This window comes from Xanthomonas sacchari, from assembly GCF_040529065.1.
GTDB classification, from domain to species: domain Bacteria; phylum Pseudomonadota; class Gammaproteobacteria; order Xanthomonadales; family Xanthomonadaceae; genus Xanthomonas_A; species Xanthomonas_A sacchari.
The window spans coordinates 1,572,402-1,589,122 of record NZ_CP132343.1 but is presented as its reverse complement, the minus strand read 5'-3'; the positions used below and the strand labels follow the sequence as shown (position 1 = coordinate 1,589,122).

The 16,721-nt window shown below is 69.7% G+C and carries 11 protein-coding genes; 8 read left to right on the top strand and 3 right to left on the bottom strand.

The features are described 5' to 3' along the window. Window positions 1-60 precede the first annotated feature (60 nt). The gene (locus RAB71_RS06710; RefSeq protein WP_029561997.1) at window positions 61-3,624 is read right to left on the bottom strand and encodes a methylmalonyl-CoA mutase family protein; all 3,564 of its coding nucleotides are present in this window, start codon (window positions 3,622-3,624) and stop codon (window positions 61-63) included. Between the two features lie 218 nt (window positions 3,625-3,842). On the opposite strand from RAB71_RS06710, the gene RAB71_RS06705 reads away from it, so the two are divergent. Together RAB71_RS06705 and RAB71_RS06700 are read left to right on the top strand one after the other, a co-directional pair. Next, on the top strand, window positions 3,843-4,160 hold the full coding sequence (locus tag RAB71_RS06705; RefSeq protein WP_041500459.1) for a YXWGXW repeat-containing protein: 318 nt from the start codon (window positions 3,843-3,845) through the stop codon (window positions 4,158-4,160). A gap of 466 nt (window positions 4,161-4,626) precedes the next feature. Beyond that, window positions 4,627-5,727, top strand: a complete 1,101-nt coding sequence (locus tag RAB71_RS06700; RefSeq protein ID WP_010342303.1) for a Glu/Leu/Phe/Val dehydrogenase dimerization domain-containing protein — start codon at window positions 4,627-4,629, stop codon at window positions 5,725-5,727. Between the two features lie 120 nt (window positions 5,728-5,847). On the opposite strand, the gene RAB71_RS06695 is transcribed toward RAB71_RS06700, so the two are convergent. Next, on the bottom strand, window positions 5,848-8,676 hold the full coding sequence (locus RAB71_RS06695) for an autotransporter serine protease (RefSeq protein WP_234006599.1): 2,829 nt from the start codon (window positions 8,674-8,676) through the stop codon (window positions 5,848-5,850). A 202-nt stretch (window positions 8,677-8,878) separates the two neighbouring features. On the opposite strand from RAB71_RS06695, the gene RAB71_RS06690 reads away from it, so the two are divergent. The 6 genes from RAB71_RS06690 to RAB71_RS06665 all read left to right on the top strand — a co-directional run bounded on the left by RAB71_RS06690 (window position 8,879) and on the right by RAB71_RS06665 (window position 14,316). Next, the gene (locus tag RAB71_RS06690; RefSeq protein ID WP_010342299.1) at window positions 8,879-10,054 is read left to right on the top strand and encodes a thiolase family protein; all 1,176 of its coding nucleotides are present in this window, start codon (window positions 8,879-8,881) and stop codon (window positions 10,052-10,054) included. Window positions 10,055-10,176: 122 nt separating this feature from the next. Continuing rightward, a complete protein-coding gene (locus tag RAB71_RS06685; protein WP_010342298.1) occupies window positions 10,177-10,518 on the top strand; it encodes a hypothetical protein in 342 nt (113 codons plus the stop codon). A gap of 596 nt (window positions 10,519-11,114) precedes the next feature. Beyond that, the gene (locus RAB71_RS06680) at window positions 11,115-11,468 is read left to right on the top strand and encodes a hypothetical protein (protein ID WP_010342297.1); all 354 of its coding nucleotides are present in this window, start codon (window positions 11,115-11,117) and stop codon (window positions 11,466-11,468) included. A gap of 129 nt (window positions 11,469-11,597) precedes the next feature. Next, a complete protein-coding gene (locus tag RAB71_RS06675) occupies window positions 11,598-13,307 on the top strand; it encodes a diguanylate cyclase (protein ID WP_010342296.1) in 1,710 nt (569 codons plus the stop codon). A 104-nt stretch (window positions 13,308-13,411) separates the two neighbouring features. After that, window positions 13,412-13,957 carry a polymer-forming cytoskeletal protein gene (locus RAB71_RS06670; protein ID WP_010342295.1) on the top strand — a complete coding sequence of 182 codons (546 nt, stop codon included), beginning with the start codon at window positions 13,412-13,414 and terminating at the stop codon, window positions 13,955-13,957. Next, the gene (locus RAB71_RS06665; RefSeq protein ID WP_010342294.1) at window positions 13,954-14,316 is read left to right on the top strand and encodes a hypothetical protein; all 363 of its coding nucleotides are present in this window, start codon (window positions 13,954-13,956) and stop codon (window positions 14,314-14,316) included. The genes RAB71_RS06670 and RAB71_RS06665 overlap by 4 nt, the downstream gene beginning before the upstream one ends. Before the next feature lie 695 nt (window positions 14,317-15,011). Here RAB71_RS06665 and RAB71_RS06660 read toward each other — a convergent pair. After that, window positions 15,012-16,652, bottom strand: coding sequence for an acyl-CoA dehydrogenase family protein (locus RAB71_RS06660; RefSeq protein WP_010342293.1), 1,641 nt, complete (start codon window positions 16,650-16,652; stop codon window positions 15,012-15,014). Window positions 16,653-16,721 lie beyond the last annotated feature (69 nt).

Genomic DNA, 16,721 nt, shown 5'->3' with positions numbered 1-16,721 from the left:
GAGGCGCGCGGCAGGCATGCTCGCCACCGACGGCGTCGGCGGCGCCTGCACTCGTGGGCGCTACATGTTGCGCCGATACTCGCCGCCCACCTCGTACAGCGCGTGGCTGATCTGGCCCAGGCTATGCGTCTTGACCGCCTCCATCAGCGCCGCGAACACGTTGCGGCGCTCGCGCGCGGTGCGCTGCAGGGCGCTCAGACCGGCGCTGTCGACGGCCAGCGCCAGCGCGTTGCGGCGCCGCTGCCAGTCCTGCACGTTGCCGATCTGCTGGTCCTTCTCCTGCTCGGTGGAGCGGATCAGCTCGATCTCGGTCGCGGTCTCGCCGGCGTGCTCCTTGGGCAGGAAGGTATTGACCCCGACCAGCGGCAGGCTGCCGTCGTGCTTCTTGTGTTCGTAGTACAGGCTCTCTTCCTGGATCTTGCCGCGCTGGTACATGGTGTCCATCGCGCCGAGCACGCCGCCGCGCTCGCTGATCGCCTCGAACTCCTTGTACACCGCCTCCTCGACCAGGTCGGTGAGCTGCTCGACGATGAAGCTGCCCTGCCAGGGGTTCTCGCAGAAGTTCAGCCCCAGCTCCTTGTTGATAATCATCTGGATCGCCACCGCGCGGCGCACGCTTTCCTCGGTCGGCGTGGTGATCGCCTCGTCGTAGGCGTTGGTGTGCAGGCTGTTGCAGTTGTCGAACAGCGCGTACAGCGCCTGCAGCGTGGTGCGGATGTCGTTGAACTGGATCTCCTGCGCGTGCAGCGAGCGGCCGGAGGTCTGGATGTGGTACTTCATCATCTGGCTGCGCTCGTTGCCGCCGTAGCGCTCACGCATCGCCCGCGCCCAGATGCGCCGCGCCACCCGGCCGATCACCGTGTACTCCGGGTCCATGCCGTTGCTGAAGAAGAAGCTCAGGTTCGGCGCGAAATCGTCGATGTGCATGCCGCGCGCCAGGTAGTACTCGACGATGGTGAACCCGTTGCTGAGGGTGAAGGCGAGCTGGCTGATCGGGTTCGCCCCGGCCTCGGCGATGTGGTAGCCGGAGATCGAGACCGAGTAGAAGTTGCGCACCTTCTGCTCGACGAAATACTGCTGGATGTCGCCCATCATGCGCAGCGCGAACTCGGTGCTGAAGATGCAGGTGTTCTGCGCCTGGTCCTCCTTGAGGATGTCGGCCTGCACCGTGCCGCGCACGCTGGACAGGGTCTGCGCCTTGATCTGCGCATAGGTCTGCGCGTCCATCAACTGGTCGCCGCTGACCCCGAGCAGGGCCAGGCCAAGACCGTCGTTGCCCGGCGGCAGCTCGCCGTGATAACGCGGGCGTTCGCGGCCCTCGAACAATTGCGCCAGGGCCTGCTCGGCCTGCGCCCAGCGCTGCGCGTCGGCCTTCAGATACTTCTCCACCTGCTGGTCGATGGCGGTGTTCATGAACATCGCCAGGATCATCGGCGCCGGGCCGTTGATGGTCATCGACACGCTGGTGGTCGGCGCGCACAGGTCGAAGCCGGAGTACAGCTTCTTCATGTCGTCCAGGGTCGGGATGTTGACCCCGGAGTTGCCGATCTTGCCGTAGATGTCCGGGCGCGGCGCCGGGTCCTCGCCGTACAGGGTGACGCTGTCGAAGGCGGTGGACAGGCGTGCGGCCGGCTGGCCGACGCTCAGGTAATGAAAGCGCCGGTTGGTGCGCTCGGGCGTGCCCTCGCCGGCGAACATGCGGATCGGGTCCTCGCCGGTGCGCCGGTACGGATACACGCCGCCGGTGTACGGATAGCTGCCGGGCAGGTTCTCCTTGCCGAGGAAGGTCAGCAGTTCGCCCCAACTCTTGTAGCGCGGCGCGGCGATCTTCGGAATGGACTGGTGGCTCAGCGACTCCCGGTAGTTCTCCACCCGGATCGACTTGCCGCGCACCGCGTATTCGGTGACCGGATCGGTGATCGACTTCAGCCGTTGCGGCCACTCGCGCAGCAGCTTCAGCGATTCGCTGGACAGCGACTGCAAGGCATCGTTGTAACGCTGGCGCAGCAACAGCAGGGTCGCGTCCACGGCAGCGTCGGACGCCTCGGCGGATGCGCGCGACGCCGGCAGCAGGTCCTGTGCCGCATACAGTTCCAATTGCGCCGGCAACTGCGGATCCTGCAGCTCATGCAACGCCTGCCAGAACGCCTGCGCGCGGTCGGCGGCCTCGGCCTGGCGCAGCACCCCGGCATTGAGCGCCCGGCCCTGCTCGGCGATCTCGGCCAGGTAGCGCACGCGTGCGCCGGGAATCAGCACGGTGGCGCGCGGCTCCTTCAGCGTGGTGTCGAGCTGCGGGCGGAAATCGCAGTGCGCCGGCGGGCCAGCGGCGGCATCGGCCTGCGCGGTCAGCTTGTCGCGCAGCAGGCGGCACAGATTGACGAACATCCAGCTCACGCCGGGGTCGTTGAACTGGCTGGCGATGGTTGGGTACACCGGCACCGCCTCGTCCTCCAGCTGGAACGCCGCACGGTTGCGCCGCCACTGCTTGCGCACGTCGCGCAGCGCGTCCTCGGCGCCGCGGCGGTCGTACTTGTTCAGCACCACCAACTCGGCGAAGTCGAGCATGTCGATCTTCTCCAGCTGGCTCGGCGCACCGTAGTCGCTGGTCATCACGTACACCGGGAAATCCACCAGGTCGACGATCTCCGAATCGCTCTGGCCGATACCGGCGGTCTCTACGATCACCAGGTCGTAGCCGATGCCCTTGAGCAGCGCGATGCAGTCCTTCAGCACGCGGTTGGTGGCGGCGTGCTGGCGCCGCGTGGCCATCGAGCGCATGTACACGCGCGGGCTGCGCAGCGCGTTCATGCGGATGCGGTCGCCGAGCAGCGCACCGCCGGTGCGGCGCCGGCTGGGGTCCACCGACACCACCGCGATGCGCATCTGCGGGAAGCTGGCCAGGAAGCGGTTGAGCAGTTCGTCGGTGACCGAGGACTTGCCAGCACCGCCGGTGCCGGTCAGGCCCAGCACCGGTGCGGCGCGCCGGCTACGCGGCTCCGCCACGGACGCCGTGCCGGACTGCCACTGTTTGCGCAACAGCGCCAGTTCCGCCTCCGAGAACGCGCCGTCCTCGATCGCCGACAGCATCCGGCCGATCCCGATCTCGTCGTCGATGTCCGGCAGCGGGGGGCCGGCCGGCGACGCGCCACGCGCCTGCGCCGCGGTCTCGCGCCCTTGCCCGGCACGCGCCACCACGTCCTCGATCATCTCCACCAGGCCCATCTTCATGCCGTCGTTGGGGTGGTAGATGCGCTCCACGCCGTAGGCCTGCAGTTCGGCGATCTCCTCCGGGGTGATGGTGCCGCCACCGCCACCGAACACCCGCACATGAGAGGCGCCGCGCTCGCGCAGCATGTCCACCATGTACTTGAAGTACTCCACGTGGCCGCCCTGGTAGGACGACAGCGCGATCGCGTCGGCATCCTCCTGCAGCGCCGCGCGCACCACGTCCTCGACGCTGCGGTTGTGGCCGAGATGGATCACCTCGGCGCCCTGCGCCTGGATCAGGCGGCGCATGATGTTGATCGCCGCATCGTGACCGTCGAACAGGCTGGCGGCGGTGACGAAACGCAGGGGACTGGCGTCGGTCTGCGGCAACGGAACGCGGGACGCGGGAAGGCTCATCGTGCGGACATCGAAAAGAGAATGCCGCGATTCTAGGCGCGCAGCGCGACACGGGCAGGTTGCGCTGCAGCATCCGCACGCGGGCGGCAAACCGCATACGCGACGTCGCGCCTGGCTATCCGCTGCATGAATACGCCCTCGGCCGCGCGTCAACACCCGTGTCGGTCGCGGCGTTTCCTCCCGCGTCGGCACCCCGCCGATGCCTTCGGAGACATCGCATGTTCGCTCGTCCCTTGTTGCTGGCTACCCTGCTCGGCGGCGCGCTCGCCGGCGGTATGGCCGCCGCGCCCGCGCAGGCGCGCGAAGTGGTGGAACTGTCGGTCCGCACCGCGCCACCGCCGCCGATCGTGGAACGGGTGGTGGTGCGGCCCGGCTACGTGTGGATGCCCGGCTACTGGCGGTGGAACGGCCACCGCCACGTCTGGGTCGCCGGCCGCTACGTGGTGGAACGGCCGGGCTACGTCTACGTCGGCCCGCGCTGGGAGCACTACGGCCCAGCCTATCGCTTCCACGCCGGCTATTGGGCGCGTCACTAGTCCCAGTTCCCCCAAACAGGGCCCGCGATCGCCGTGCCGGCGGCGATCGCGGGCAACGCCGCCGCGGCGTGCTGGGCCGCGGCAAGGCGTCAACAATCGCTGCCGCCCATGGCGCCAACGTGCGCCCCCTCCCGCCGCACCAGCGTCGGTCACCGCGACCGCAGGACCGGCCAAGGCCACATCGCGCCGCCCGCCCCCGTGCGCCCCGCGCCAAAACCGCCCTCTCCCGCCACGCACGCGCCCCTCGGCGAACGCGCGCACACCGCCGGTGGCGTCGCACAGCGCCGCGAGATGCCCGCACAGCCCGGCCACCACGCCATCGCACCGGCGCGCGGCAATTGCTTTAAAATGCCGCCATCGCGACGCTCAGGGCCTGTTCCGGAACCGTCGCGTTTTTGTTTTGCGCCACCCCCAGGCACGGTCCTGGACCATGGTGCCCGACACCTGCAACGCCAGCGGAGCCCCCATGCTTTTCGAAACGCTAGCCAACACCGGCCACGAACAGGTCGTCTTCTGCCATAACCGCGACGTGGGACTGCAGGCGATCATCGCCATCCACAACACCGTGCTCGGCCCGGCACTGGGCGGCGTGCGCATGCGCCCCTACGCCAACACCGAATCCGCCCTGCAGGACGCGCTGCGGCTCAGCCGCACCATGACCTACAAGAACGCGCTGGCCGGGCTCAACATCGGCGGCGGCAAGGCAGTGATCATCGGCGACCCGAAGAGCGACAAGTCCGAAGCGCTGTTCCGCGCCTTCGGCCGCTACGTCGATTCGCTGGGCGGCCGTTACATCACCGCCGAGGACGTCGGCACCGACGTCAACGACATGGAGCAGATCTACCTGGAGACCGAGTACGTCACCGGCGTGCACCAGGTGCATGGCGGCTCCGGCGACCCGGCCCCGTTCACCGCCTACGGTGCGCTGCAGGCGCTGATGGCCTCGCTGCAACGCAAGTTCGGCCACGAGGAGATCGGCAAGACCAGCATCGCCGTGCAGGGCCTGGGCCACATCGGCATGGAGCTGGTGAAGCTGCTCAAGGAACGCGGCGCCAAGCTGTACGTGACAGACCTGGATCCGGCGCTGGTCGCACGCGCGGTGGCCGAGTATGGCGCCGAAGCAGTGGACCCGGACGACATCTACGACGTCGCCGCCGACGTGCTGGCCCCGTGCGCGCTGGAGAGCGCACTCGACGAAGCCAAGCTGCCGCGGCTCAAGGTCAAGATCGTCTGCGGCACCGCCAACAACCAGTTGGCCAATCCCGCGGTCGGCGAGGAACTGCACCGCCGCGGCATCCTCTACGCGCCGGACTACGCGGTCAACGCCGGCGGCGTGATGAACGTGTCGCTGGAGATCGACGGCTACAACCGCGAACGCGCGATGCGGCTGATCCGCAGCATGTACCACAACCTCGGCAAGATCTTCGACCTGTCCGAGCGTGAGAACATTCCGCCGCAACAGGCCGCCGACCGCATCGCCGAGGCGCGCATGCAGGCGATCGGCAAGCTCAAGCTGCCGCTGGGCCGCACCGCACCGCGCTCGATGGGCCATCTGCGCGGCGAGTGACGCCACGCACCGCCTGCACCGCAGGCGGAATGCCGCAGATCGCAGGGCCGGGACGTCCCGGCCCTGCTTGACGGATCGACCCCGCACCGGCGCCGCATGCGCCGGGCCGGGTCCCCGGACTCAGAAGCCCAGGCGATAGCGCAGCGACACCGCGCGGTCGTCGCCACGCGGGCCGAAGCGCTGGTCGTAGCCCAGCCCCAGCAGCCCGCCGTTCCAGCGGGTCTGCAGGCTGGCGCCGAACAGGCCACCCGAACGCGCCGGCTGCAGGTCCACCAGCGGCGCCCAGGCGTTCACGCCGACGAAGCTGGCCTGCCGGTCCAGGCCCTGCGCGGCCAGCGTCTGCTGCCACTCGGCGTAGCCCTGCAGCGACCAGCCGCGCCCGCCGACGCCGCCACGCAGGCCGGCCAGCGCCTGGCTGCGCGAGGAACTGGCGGCACCGGCCATCAATCCGAAGCCATCGCCGCCCTGTTCGCGGAAGCCATCGCTGTCGATGCGGCTGTAGTCGGCGCCGGCATACGGCGTCAGCCACGTCGGGCCGCGTCCGAGCCGATAGCCGACCTCGACGCTGGAAGACAGGAAGCGACCGGCATAGCGGCTGGACGCATCGGCGACGGCGTCGCCGAGCAGCAGGCTGCGGTCGAGCTGGCGCTGGTACTGGCCGGTGCCCAGTTGCGCCAGCGCGTAGGCGTCGCCGGCCACCGCGCCAAGGTACACCTGGCCCTGCACCTGGCGGTTGCGGCTGCGGTCCAGGCCGCCGGCGTCGTTGGCGCGGCTTTCGCCGAAGGCGAAGCCGGCCACCGCGTGTTCGCTCAGGCGCAGGTCCTGGCCCATCAGCCAGCCATCGAGCTGGAACTGGCTGCCGGCGAAGCTGCCCTGCCCGGTCTCGCCCAGGCGTTGGCTCCAGGCGCCGACCGCGCGCGGCTGGTCGACCAGCGTGTCGAAGCGGCTGGACAGCGCGCGCCGCTGCAGGTCCATGGTGTCGAAGGTCATTGCGGTGGCCGCGGCATGCGCCTCGCCGGACAGGCTGCGCAGCGTCGCCGACGCCGCTGCCACGCTCGGCGACTGCTGCACGGCGCCGGCCGCCTTGAGCAGCGCGCCGCCGACCGTGGCCGGAGCCTGGCTCAGCTGCGTGTTGAGCTGCGCGAACGCCGCATCCACGCGCGTCGCCGAGGCCAGCGTGGCGGCGGTGATGTTGCCGAAGCTGGCCGCGGCAGCGGTGACGCTCAGCGACTGCACGGTGATCGAGGCGCTGGTGGCGTCGTAGGACAGCGACGAGGTCAGGAACACGTTCGATGGCGTGGTCACCGAGGTGAAGGTGCCGGTGAGCCCGCCGTTGGCCTGCAGCACCGTGTACGCGGTGTTGTTGACCACGTAGTCGCGCTTGCCCAGCACGTACAGCGAACCGCCCTGCAACACGGCGCTGCCGCCGACCGAGAGCTTGTCACCGACCAGCAGGGCCAGGCGGCCGTTGCTGCTCTGCACGTAGTTGCCGCTCAGGCTCAGGGTGGCCGCGCCGACCTGGAAGGTGCCGGCATTGGCGACGCTGCCGCCGAGCGCGCCAGTACCGATGAAGGTCGCGCCGTTGCTGATCGCCACGTTGGAACTGCCGAGGCTGGCCGCGCTGAGCGTGCCGCCCTGCACCTGGGTGTCGCCGCTGTAGGTGTTCTGGGTGCCGCTCAGAGTCAGCGTGCCGCTGCCCTGTTTAATCAGGCCGCCGCTGCCGGCGATGTCGTTGGCCCAGGTCGAGCTGCCGGTGAATCCCACCGTCACGTCGCCCCAGTCGAAGCGGCCCGGTCCCTGCACCGCCTTGCCGACGTTGAGCAGGCCGTAGCCGAAGGTCGCATCCACGCCCGGCGTGCCCAGGTCGGTGGCGGTGCCGAGCAGGGTCTGCCGGACCAGGTCGTTGGTGAAGTACGGGAAGGCCTGCCAGACCAGCGCCGCCGCACCGGACACCAGCGGCGCCGCAAACGAGGTGCCGCTGCCGTAGTAGTAGTCGGGGTTGCTGGTGGAGGTGGTCGCCTTGGGATCGACAAACACCTCGGTGCCGGGCGCGACCAGGCAGTAGCGCATCGCCGCGCCGCAGGCGTTGGAATACGAGGCCAGTTGCGTGCCGGTGGTGGAATCGGTGGCCGCCACCACCAGCCAGCCGCGCTCCAGGTCAGCCGCCGGCAGCGTGCCGTTGGGGCCGGCCTTGCTGGGCAGCGAGGCGATATCCGAGGGCGTGGCCTTGGATTCGTTGCCGGCGGCGAACACCACCAGGCCGCCGTTGCCGAGCACGAACGGGCGGTACTCGTCGGCGATGGCGTTGGTCGAGTTCAGGTCGGTCCAGTAGATGCCGCCCCAGGAGTTGTTCATCACCTTGACCCCGGCATTGATCAGGTCCTGGTGCACTTGGGTCAGGCCCAGGCCGCCACTGACCTGGTTGCCGTTGCCGGTGCCGTCGTCCTTGGGCGGCGTGTCGGAGATGATGCGCGCGGACACGATCTGCGCGCCCGGCGCGATGCCGCCCGGCCACTGCCCGACCGACTTGCCCGCCGCCAGCTGCGCCACGGTGGTGCCATGGCCGTCGACGTCGTCGACCTTGGTGTTGTTCTGGCTCGGATCGACGTAGATCAGGTTCGACACCACCCGTCCGGCCAGCGCCGGATGGTTGCGGTTGACGCCGGTATCGACCACGCCGATGCGGTAACCGCCGCCGTCGTAGCCGGCGTTGTGCGCGGCCAGCGTATTGGTCAGGGTCAGATGCGCGTCGAACGCCGGCTGGGGCGGCGGCGGCGAGGTGGGTGGAGGCGACGTCGGCGGCGGCGGAGGAGGGGGCGGCGGCGGCGAGGTCGGAGGTGGCGACGTCGGCGGCGGACTGCCGTGGACCAGATTGCCACCACCGCCACCGCCGCCACCGCACGAGGTCAGCGCAACCGCCACCGCGGCCGCCAGCAGCGACCGTGTCATCAATGCCCGCATTGTCGTTCCCCTCTCCCTTGATCTGCCGCACCGTCCGGTGCCATTCCCATTCATCGGCCGTCGACGGCGATGACCCACGCCAATCTACACCGAAACATCGCCCACGGGACGGCCGCCCCGGGTCCCTGCGATTTGGCAAGACCCCGCGCCGCGGCAGATAATCGGAACACTACTTTCGTAAGGGTTTGCCATGACCGAGATCGTCATCGCCGCGGCCAAGCGCACCGCCATCGGCGCGTTCCTGGGCCAGTTCAACGGCGTGCCCACGCCGACGCTGGGCGCCGCGGCCATCCGCGCCGCGCTGGAGCAGTCCGGCATCCCCGCCGCCGACGTTTCCGAAGTCATCATGGGCTGCGTGCTGCCGGCCAACCTCGGCCAGGCCCCGGCACGCCAGGCCGCGCGCGCGGCCGGCGTACCCGACGCCACCGGCGCCACCACCATCAACAAGGTCTGCGGCTCGGGCATGAAGGCGGTGATGCTGGGCCACGACCTGATCAAGGCCGGCTCGGCCAGCATCGTCGTCGCCGGCGGCATGGAATCGATGAGCAACGCGCCGCATCTGCTGCCCAACTCGCGCACCGGCAACCGCTACGGCAACTTCCAGGCGGTCGACCACATGGCCTGGGACGGCCTCACCAATCCCGACGACGGCCAGGCGATGGGCGTGTTCGGCGAGGCCACCGCGGAGAAGTTCGGCTTCAGCCGCCAGGACCAGGACGCGTTCGCAATCGAATCGGTGACGCGCGCGCAGGCCGCGCAGCGCGATGGTGCCTTCGCCGACGAGATCGTTGCGGTCGCCGTGGCCACCCGCAAGGGCGAAGTGCAGGTCGACAGCGACGAGCAGCCGGGCAAGTCCGACGTGACCAAGATCCCGGCGCTGAAGCCGGCGTTCAAGAAGGACGGCACGGTCACCGCGGCCAGTTCCTCGAGCATCTCCGACGGCGCCGCCGCGCTGGTGCTGCTGGGCGCCGACGAGGCCGCCCGCCGCGGCGTCGCGCCGCTGGCGCGGATCGTCGGCCATGCGACCTTCTCGCAGGCGCCGGAGTGGTTCACCACCGCACCGGTGGGCGCGATCCGCAAGCTGCTCGACCAGGTCGGCTGGAGCCTGGACCAGGTCGACCTGTTCGAAATCAACGAAGCCTTCGCCGTGGTGGCGATGGTGCCGATCAAGGAACTGGGCCTGGACCACGCCAAGGTCAACGTGCACGGCGGCGCCTGCGCACTCGGCCATCCGATCGGCGCCTCCGGCGCGCGCCTGCTGGTGACATTGCTAAATGCGTTGCGCAGCCGTGGCGGCCGCCGCGGAATCGCGACGCTGTGCATCGGTGGCGGTGAAGCGACAGCGGTCGCCATCGAATTGATTTGATTGGGATTAACCCCTGAAACACAAAAATGAATGCGCGTGCGCTTGACAGCCGACTTTGGCTTGTCATCATGTTGAGGGCGCGCATTCGCGCGTTGCCTAACTAAACGACGAGGATAGACACAATGAGCATCAACAAGCTGCTGATCGCAATGGCCCTGGGTCTGGCCCTGGCCGCGTGCTCGAAGCAGGAGCAGGCCCAGGACGCCGCGCAGTCGGCTAACGAAGCCGCCACCGACGCCCAGGCTGCTGCCGACCAGTCGGCTGCCGCCGGCGCCCAGACCGCCGACGCCGCTCAGGCCGCTGCCGACACCGCCGCGACCGCCGCCAACACCGCTGCCGACGCTTCGGCCGCTGCCGCCGCTGCCCCGACCGATGCCGCTGCCGACAAGGCTGCCGACACCGCCAAGGCTGCGGAAGACACCGCCGACAAGGCGAAGGACGCTGCTCAGGAAGCCAAGAAGTAATCACTTCTTGCTTTTTGCAGTCCTGAAAGAGCCGCTGGTCCGCCAGCGGCTTTTTCTTTGCCTGGTGTTTGCCGAGGAGCGCGGCGAAGGCGCCAGCAGCGTGCCGGCACAACGTGTCACGAAGGGCGGCGAGTGCGCATGTTCGCCTCGCGCGAATGCCGCACCGTCTTCCGCCGCTGACGTCGCCTCACAAACGCGCGTCCCCGCAGGATTTTCGGTGCCATTGCGTCGCCATCGCGTTGTGCGCGTGCGCGCTGTACGCATGACCCGCACCCACGCGTCGCACCGCCGGCAGCGACCGCGCGACTTGCTGGACGCCAGCGTCGAGCGACGCCATCCATAGGCACTGCCGCCATGCGCCGCGCAAGTGCGGGCATGTACGCGCCGACGTCGGGCATCTGCGTTGCACCCATCGTCGGCATACGACTGCGAGGGCGTGTATCGCCGTGTCTGGCTCCGCACCCGCGGCACACCTCCCCCACCAGCGGCAGCGCCTTCCTGAACACTGTCCAGCGCCACGGCCCCGCCTTGACGCAGGCTGCATGCGTGCCCGCCTAGGCTGCGCCGCGTCACCCACCCGTGGACGGAGAAGCCGCATGAACAAGACCCCGATCGTCGCCCTGCTGGGCGCCCTCGCACTGGCCGGCTGCCAGGGTCCCGAATCGCAGCAGGCGCAACGCGACGCCAAGGTCGCCGCCGAGCAGACCGGCGAGGCCGCCAAGGAGGCCGCGGGCCAGGTCGCGCAGGCCGGGCGCGAAGTGGCCGCCGACGCACGCGACGCCGCGCACCGCGCCGCCAACTCCGATGCGGTGCAGGATGCCTCGGCCGCGGCCAAGGAAATGGCGGCCGATGCCAGCGAGGCCACCGCCCAGGCCGCACAGAAGGTCGCCGACAAAGCCCGCGAGAACGCCAACGAAGATCCGCACAACGGCGACCGCGAGCACCGCTGAGTTACCGCCGCCCCCGCCTGCGCGGGGGCGGCAGCTGCGGCGCGGCGCATGCCGCGGCGCACCGGTAGAGGAGGTCTTTTTTTGTGACGCCGGTCCAAGGCGTTTGCGCCGTCACAGTAGACTTTTGCGATGCCGATCCTTCTTCGCGTGCGGGCCAGGACCCGCCTAGCCCTCCTGTTCTCCGCTGCGGTTTTCGTGCTGATCGGCTTCGGTGTCTTCTCAGGCGCGCAGCGCTCGATCTCCGATGCCGAACGCGTCGCCCACACCCATGAAGTCCTGCGCAACATCGACGAGGTGCAAGCCACCTTGCTGATGACCGAGTCCTCGCTGCGTGGCTACGAACTGACCAACAACCAAGCCTTCCTGACCCTCTATTACGACAGTGCCGAGCGCGTGCCACGGCAACTGGCGCAACTGCGCAAGCTGGTCTCCGACAATCCCGTCCAGGTCGCCAATGTGCAGACGCTGGAGCGACTGATGAACACGCGCCTGACGCAGATGCGGCAGATGCTGGCGGTATACCAGCGCGATGGCCTGGAAGCGTTGCAGCGGGCGATGGCGCCGAACGTGTATCAGAGTTCCAGCGCGATCCGCGATCAGGTGCAGCAGATGATCGACGTGGAGCAGCAATTGCTGCAGCGCCGCGACCTGTCCAACCAGCGCAGTTCGGACATGCTGCTGGCGCTGGCCCTGGCCGGCATCCCGTTCGGCCTGGGCAGCGTCGGCGTGGTCTACGCGCTGCTGTTCCGCGAACTGCGCAACCGCAGCAACGCCGAACAGGCCGCCTCGGTCGCCAACGAGAAAATGGAAGCCAGCATCACCGAGCTGGAGCGCACCAGTGCCGACCTCAACGCGCTCAGCCGCTATACCGGCCTGCTGCAGAGCTGCGTGGAGCCGGCCGAGGCACTGACCGTGACCGCACGCCTGCTCGCCGCGCTGATGCCCGACACCGGCGGCAGCGTCTACCTGCTGCGCGCCTCGCGCGACCGCGCCGAGGAGATCGTCAGTTGGGGCGAGCCGCCGGTTGGCAGCGAGCCGGCCGTGGCGCCGCAGGACTGCTGGGCCTTGCGTCGCGACAAGAGCCATTTCGTGCATGCGCAGGGCCACGACTCGGCCTGCGCGCATCTGCGCGAGGATCCCTACGCCGCCGGTGCCAGCACCGCCTGCATTCCGCTTTCCGCGCAGGGCACGCAATTGGGCTTCGTGTTCCTGGCCGGGCGCGGCACCGGTCCGCTGCCGCGCATTGCCATCGCCGAGGCCGCCGCCGAGCAGTTGTCGCTGGCGTTGAGCAACCTGCGCCTGCGCGAGTCGCTGCGCCTGCAGTCGATCCGCGACCCGCTCACCGGCCTGTTCAACCGGCGCTACCTGGAAGAATCGCTCAACCACGAACTGGCCCGCTGCGGACGCCGGCAGATGCCGCTGTCGCTGCTGATGCTGGACGTGGACCACTTCAAGCAGTTCAACGACCTTCACGGTCACGGCGGCGGCGACGCCCTGCTGGCCGCGGTCGGGCAGATGCTGTCGACGCGGCTGCGCGGCGAGGACATCGCCTGCCGCTACGGCGGCGAGGAGTTCACGGTGATCCTGCCGGAGACCGGGCCGGAACAGGCACAGGCCATCGCCGAACAGATCCGCGGCGCTGCCCAGCAATTGAGCGCAACCGTGGACGGCAAGGCGCTGCCGGCGGTGACCATGTCGATCGGCGTGGCCAGCTATGCGCGCGACGGCGTGGTCGCCACCACCCTGCTGCGCAAGGCCGATGCGGCGCTATACCGGGCCAAGCGCTGCGGCCGCAACCAGGTACAGGTCTACGACCCGGCGCTGGACGGCATGGGCTGAACCGGCGGCGGTCGCGGTCGGGCCGCCGTTTTGAAGAAAGCGTCACAAAACCGACGCGATAGAGCGGCGATAGTCGCGCTTCCCCCGACTGGAGACGACAGCCCATGTCCATCTGGAAAGACCAGGGTCCCGCGCGCAAGGATGGCCTGCCGCCCGTTCCCGGTAACGGCGCGTTGCCGCCGGAGCCGCGCCCGCCGGGCGATGCCGCCCAGGGCGAACCGCTCGCCGCGGTCGCGGCCGCCGCCCCTGCCGCCCGCGCCCCTGCGCCGGCACCCGCCGCGAAGGAATCGCTGATCGCCGCCGACATCAGCATCGAGGGCAAGATCGAGGGTACCGGGCACATCCGCATCGCCGGCAAGTTCAAGGGCGACGTCAACGTGCAGGGCGACCTCACCATCGAGACCGGCGCCAAGCTCAGCGGCGGCGTGCGCGCCGACAAGGTGGTCATCGCCGGCGAGCTGGAGGGCAACATCGAGTCGGCCTCGCGGGTGGAACTGCTCGCCTCCGGCGCACTGATCGGCGACGTCAAGGCCGGCTCGCTGACCGTGGCCGCCGGCTCGCGCATGCGCGGCCAGGCCGACTTCGGCTGGGACGACGACAAGCACGCCCGCAAGGGCGGCAAGCCCGCGGAGTCCGACGCCGGCGCATGAGCAGCCCGCGTCCCGGCAGTCCGGGGGCGACCCGGACCTGCCCGCACTGCAAGGCCACCATCCTCGAAAGCGCCAGCGTCTGCCCGGCGTGCAAGCACCATCTGCGCTTCGATTCGGCGGTGCTGCAGCAGTCGGCGCCGTCGGCGCTGGTGCCGCTGCGGGTGGAGGGCAGCATCCGCCACCCGGACGACGGCAGCGCGTGGGAATACACCGTATTGGTCAGCATTCGCAATGGCCGCGGCGAGGAAATCAAGCGCCAACTGGTCGGCGTCGGCGCCATGCTCGACGGCGAGGAACGCAGCTTCACGCTGTCGGTGGAGGCGACGCCGGTGCGTGGGGGGAAGCGCGGGAGGCATTAGCGGCTTTGACGCGGGGATTCGGGATTCGGGATTCGGGATTCGGGATTCGGGATTCGCAAGAGCCTAGCCCCTCTCCCATCGGGAGAGGGGTTGGGGTGAGGGTACGGCCGCACGACGCCGGTGATCGCTGCACTTGCTGCCCGACTGCGCTGGCGGCCGTACCCTCATCCGCCCCTACGGGGCACCTTCTCCCGGAGGGAGAAGGGGGCGCCGGCCCGCTTCCCTTCCCAGCTAGTGAAGACGCCATGGGCTGCGATGCCGTACACCAGCGCCCAGAAGTGCAGCCCCTCTCCCACCGGGAGAGGGGTTGGGGTGAGGGTACGGTCGCGCGACGCCGGTGATCGCTGCACTTGCTGCCTGGCTACGTTGGCGGCCGTACCCTCATCCGCCCCTTCGGGGCACCTTCTCCCGGAGGGAGAAGGAAACGCCGGCTAGCTTTTCCACATGTCGAGGGCGCTGGTCTCCATAGCGCAGTCCAAGGCATCGCAGAAGCTGAGCCCCTCTCCCCTCGGGAGAGGGGTTGGGGTGAGGGTAAGGTTGCGCGACGCCGGTGATCGCTGCACTTGCTGCCTGGTTACGCTGGCAGCCGTACCCTCATCCGCCCCTGCGGGGCACCTTCTCCCGGAGGGAGAAGGAAGTGCCGGCCCACTCATTTCCCACTTGGCGACGGCGCAGTGGGGCGCCATGGCGCAGGCCTACGACAACGCACGCACCAGCAGTTCCTCGACCGGCACACCCGGCTCCAGCGTGCCGAACGCCAGGCCGTGCGCGCCGGCCAGGCGGCTGTGCACGAACGCGGTGGCGGCCGGGCTGGCGCTGCGTAGCAGGAGTGCGGCCTGCAAGGCCAGTATGATACGTTCGGCCAGGCGCCTTGCGCCGTACTCGTCCACCTCGGCGTGGCCGGCCAGCGGCGCGCGCAGTGCGTCCAGCGCCGCGTCGTACGCTGGGTCGCTGCCGGCCGCCGTCTGCAGTTCCGCCAGCACCGCGGCGCCGGTGGCCGGCTCGCGCGCCAGTGCACGCAGCACGTCCAGGCACTGAATGTTGCCGCTGCCCTCCCAGATCGAATTCAGTGGCGCCTGCCGGTACAGCCGCGGCAGGATCGACTCCTCCACGTAGCCGGCGCCGCCCAGGCATTCCTGCGCCTCGTTGACGAAGGCCGGCGCGCGCCTGCACAGCCAGTACTTGCCCAGCGCGGTGGCGATGCGCGCGAACGCCGCCTCCGACGCGTCGGTGTCGGCCGCGTCCACCGCGCGCGCCACGCGCAGCGCGAACGCGGTGGCGGCTTCCGATTCCAGGGCCAGATCGGCGAGCACGTTGCGCATCAGCGGCTGCTCGACCAGGCGCTTCCCGAAGGCGACGCGATGTCGCGCGTGGTGCAGCGCCTGCGCCAGCGCCATGCGCATCTGCGCGGCGGCGGCGAGCATGCAGTCGAGCCGAGTCAGCATCACCATGCCGATGATCCGCGCCACCCCGCGCCCTTCCTCGCCGACCCGCTGCGCCCAGGCCCCGGCGAACTCCACTTCGCTGGACGCGTTGGACCAGTCGCCCAGCTTGTCCTTCAGCCGCATCAGCCGCAGCGCGTTGAGCTGGCCATCGGGCAGGCGCCGTGGCAGCAGGAAGCAGGTCAGGCCGCCCGGCGCCTGCGCCAGTACCAGGAAGCCGTCGGACATCGGTGCGGAGAAGAACCACTTGTGCCCGACCAGGCTGTACGCGCCGGCGCCGTCCAGCGGCGTGGCGACGGTGGCGTTGCGGCGCACGTCCGAGCCGCCCTGCTTCTCGGTCATGCCCATGCCCAGGGTGATGCCGGCCTTGTCGGCGATCGGCACATCGCGCGGGTCGTAGTGCGGCGCGGCGGCCTTGTCGGCCCATTCGCGCAAGGCCGGGTCCTGGCGCAGCACCGCCACCGCGGCGTGGGTCATGGTCAGCGGGCAACTGGTGCCCGCCTCGGCCTGGTGGTGCAGGTAGCTCAGCGCCGCGCGCGCCACATGCGCGCCCGGCTGCGGGGCGTGCCAGGACAGTCCGGCCACGCCATGCCGCTTGGCCGCATCCAGCAACTGGTGATAGGCCGGGTGGAACTCGACCGTGTCGATGCGGTGGCCGTAGCGATCGTGCGTGCGCAGCCGCGGTCGGTCGCGGTTGGCGTCGAAGCCGAGCCGATACAGCGCATCGCCGGCCAGCGCGCCGTACTGCGCCAGCGTTGTGGCGAAGCCGGCCGCGCCCTCGCGTGCGATGGCCTCGCGCAGCACCGCGTCGTCGGCCCACAGATCGCGCGGTTCGAACGGTGGCGGCTGGTTGTCGACCGTATGCGTGGCGAAGGCCGGCAGGTCCGTGTGCATGCATCTCCCTCCCAGAAGCGCTGCACGCATTGTGGCCGATCCGTCGCGCGGCCGCGAACGCGCGCGGCG

What these genes read in the sequence shown, in the direction of transcription:
- RAB71_RS06685 (WP_010342298.1), top strand. Translation starts at nt 10,177, where the DNA reads ATGAGCATCAACAAGCTGCTGATCGCAATGGCCCTGGGTCTGGCCCTG.
- RAB71_RS06705 (WP_041500459.1), top strand. Translation starts at nt 3,843, where the DNA reads ATGTTCGCTCGTCCCTTGTTGCTGGCTACCCTGCTCGGCGGCGCGCTC.
- RAB71_RS06665 (WP_010342294.1), top strand. Translation starts at nt 13,954, where the DNA reads ATGAGCAGCCCGCGTCCCGGCAGTCCGGGGGCGACCCGGACCTGCCCG.
- RAB71_RS06675 (WP_010342296.1), top strand. Translation starts at nt 11,598, where the DNA reads ATGCCGATCCTTCTTCGCGTGCGGGCCAGGACCCGCCTAGCCCTCCTG.
- RAB71_RS06670 (WP_010342295.1), top strand. Translation starts at nt 13,412, where the DNA reads ATGTCCATCTGGAAAGACCAGGGTCCCGCGCGCAAGGATGGCCTGCCG.
- RAB71_RS06680 (WP_010342297.1), top strand. Translation starts at nt 11,115, where the DNA reads ATGAACAAGACCCCGATCGTCGCCCTGCTGGGCGCCCTCGCACTGGCC.
- RAB71_RS06700 (WP_010342303.1), top strand. Translation starts at nt 4,627, where the DNA reads ATGCTTTTCGAAACGCTAGCCAACACCGGCCACGAACAGGTCGTCTTC.
- RAB71_RS06695 (WP_234006599.1), bottom strand. Translation starts at nt 8,676, where the DNA reads ATGACACGGTCGCTGCTGGCGGCCGCGGTGGCGGTTGCGCTGACCTCG.
- RAB71_RS06660 (WP_010342293.1), bottom strand. Translation starts at nt 16,652, where the DNA reads ATGCACACGGACCTGCCGGCCTTCGCCACGCATACGGTCGACAACCAG.
- RAB71_RS06690 (WP_010342299.1), top strand. Translation starts at nt 8,879, where the DNA reads ATGACCGAGATCGTCATCGCCGCGGCCAAGCGCACCGCCATCGGCGCG.
- RAB71_RS06710 (WP_029561997.1), bottom strand. Translation starts at nt 3,624, where the DNA reads ATGAGCCTTCCCGCGTCCCGCGTTCCGTTGCCGCAGACCGACGCCAGT.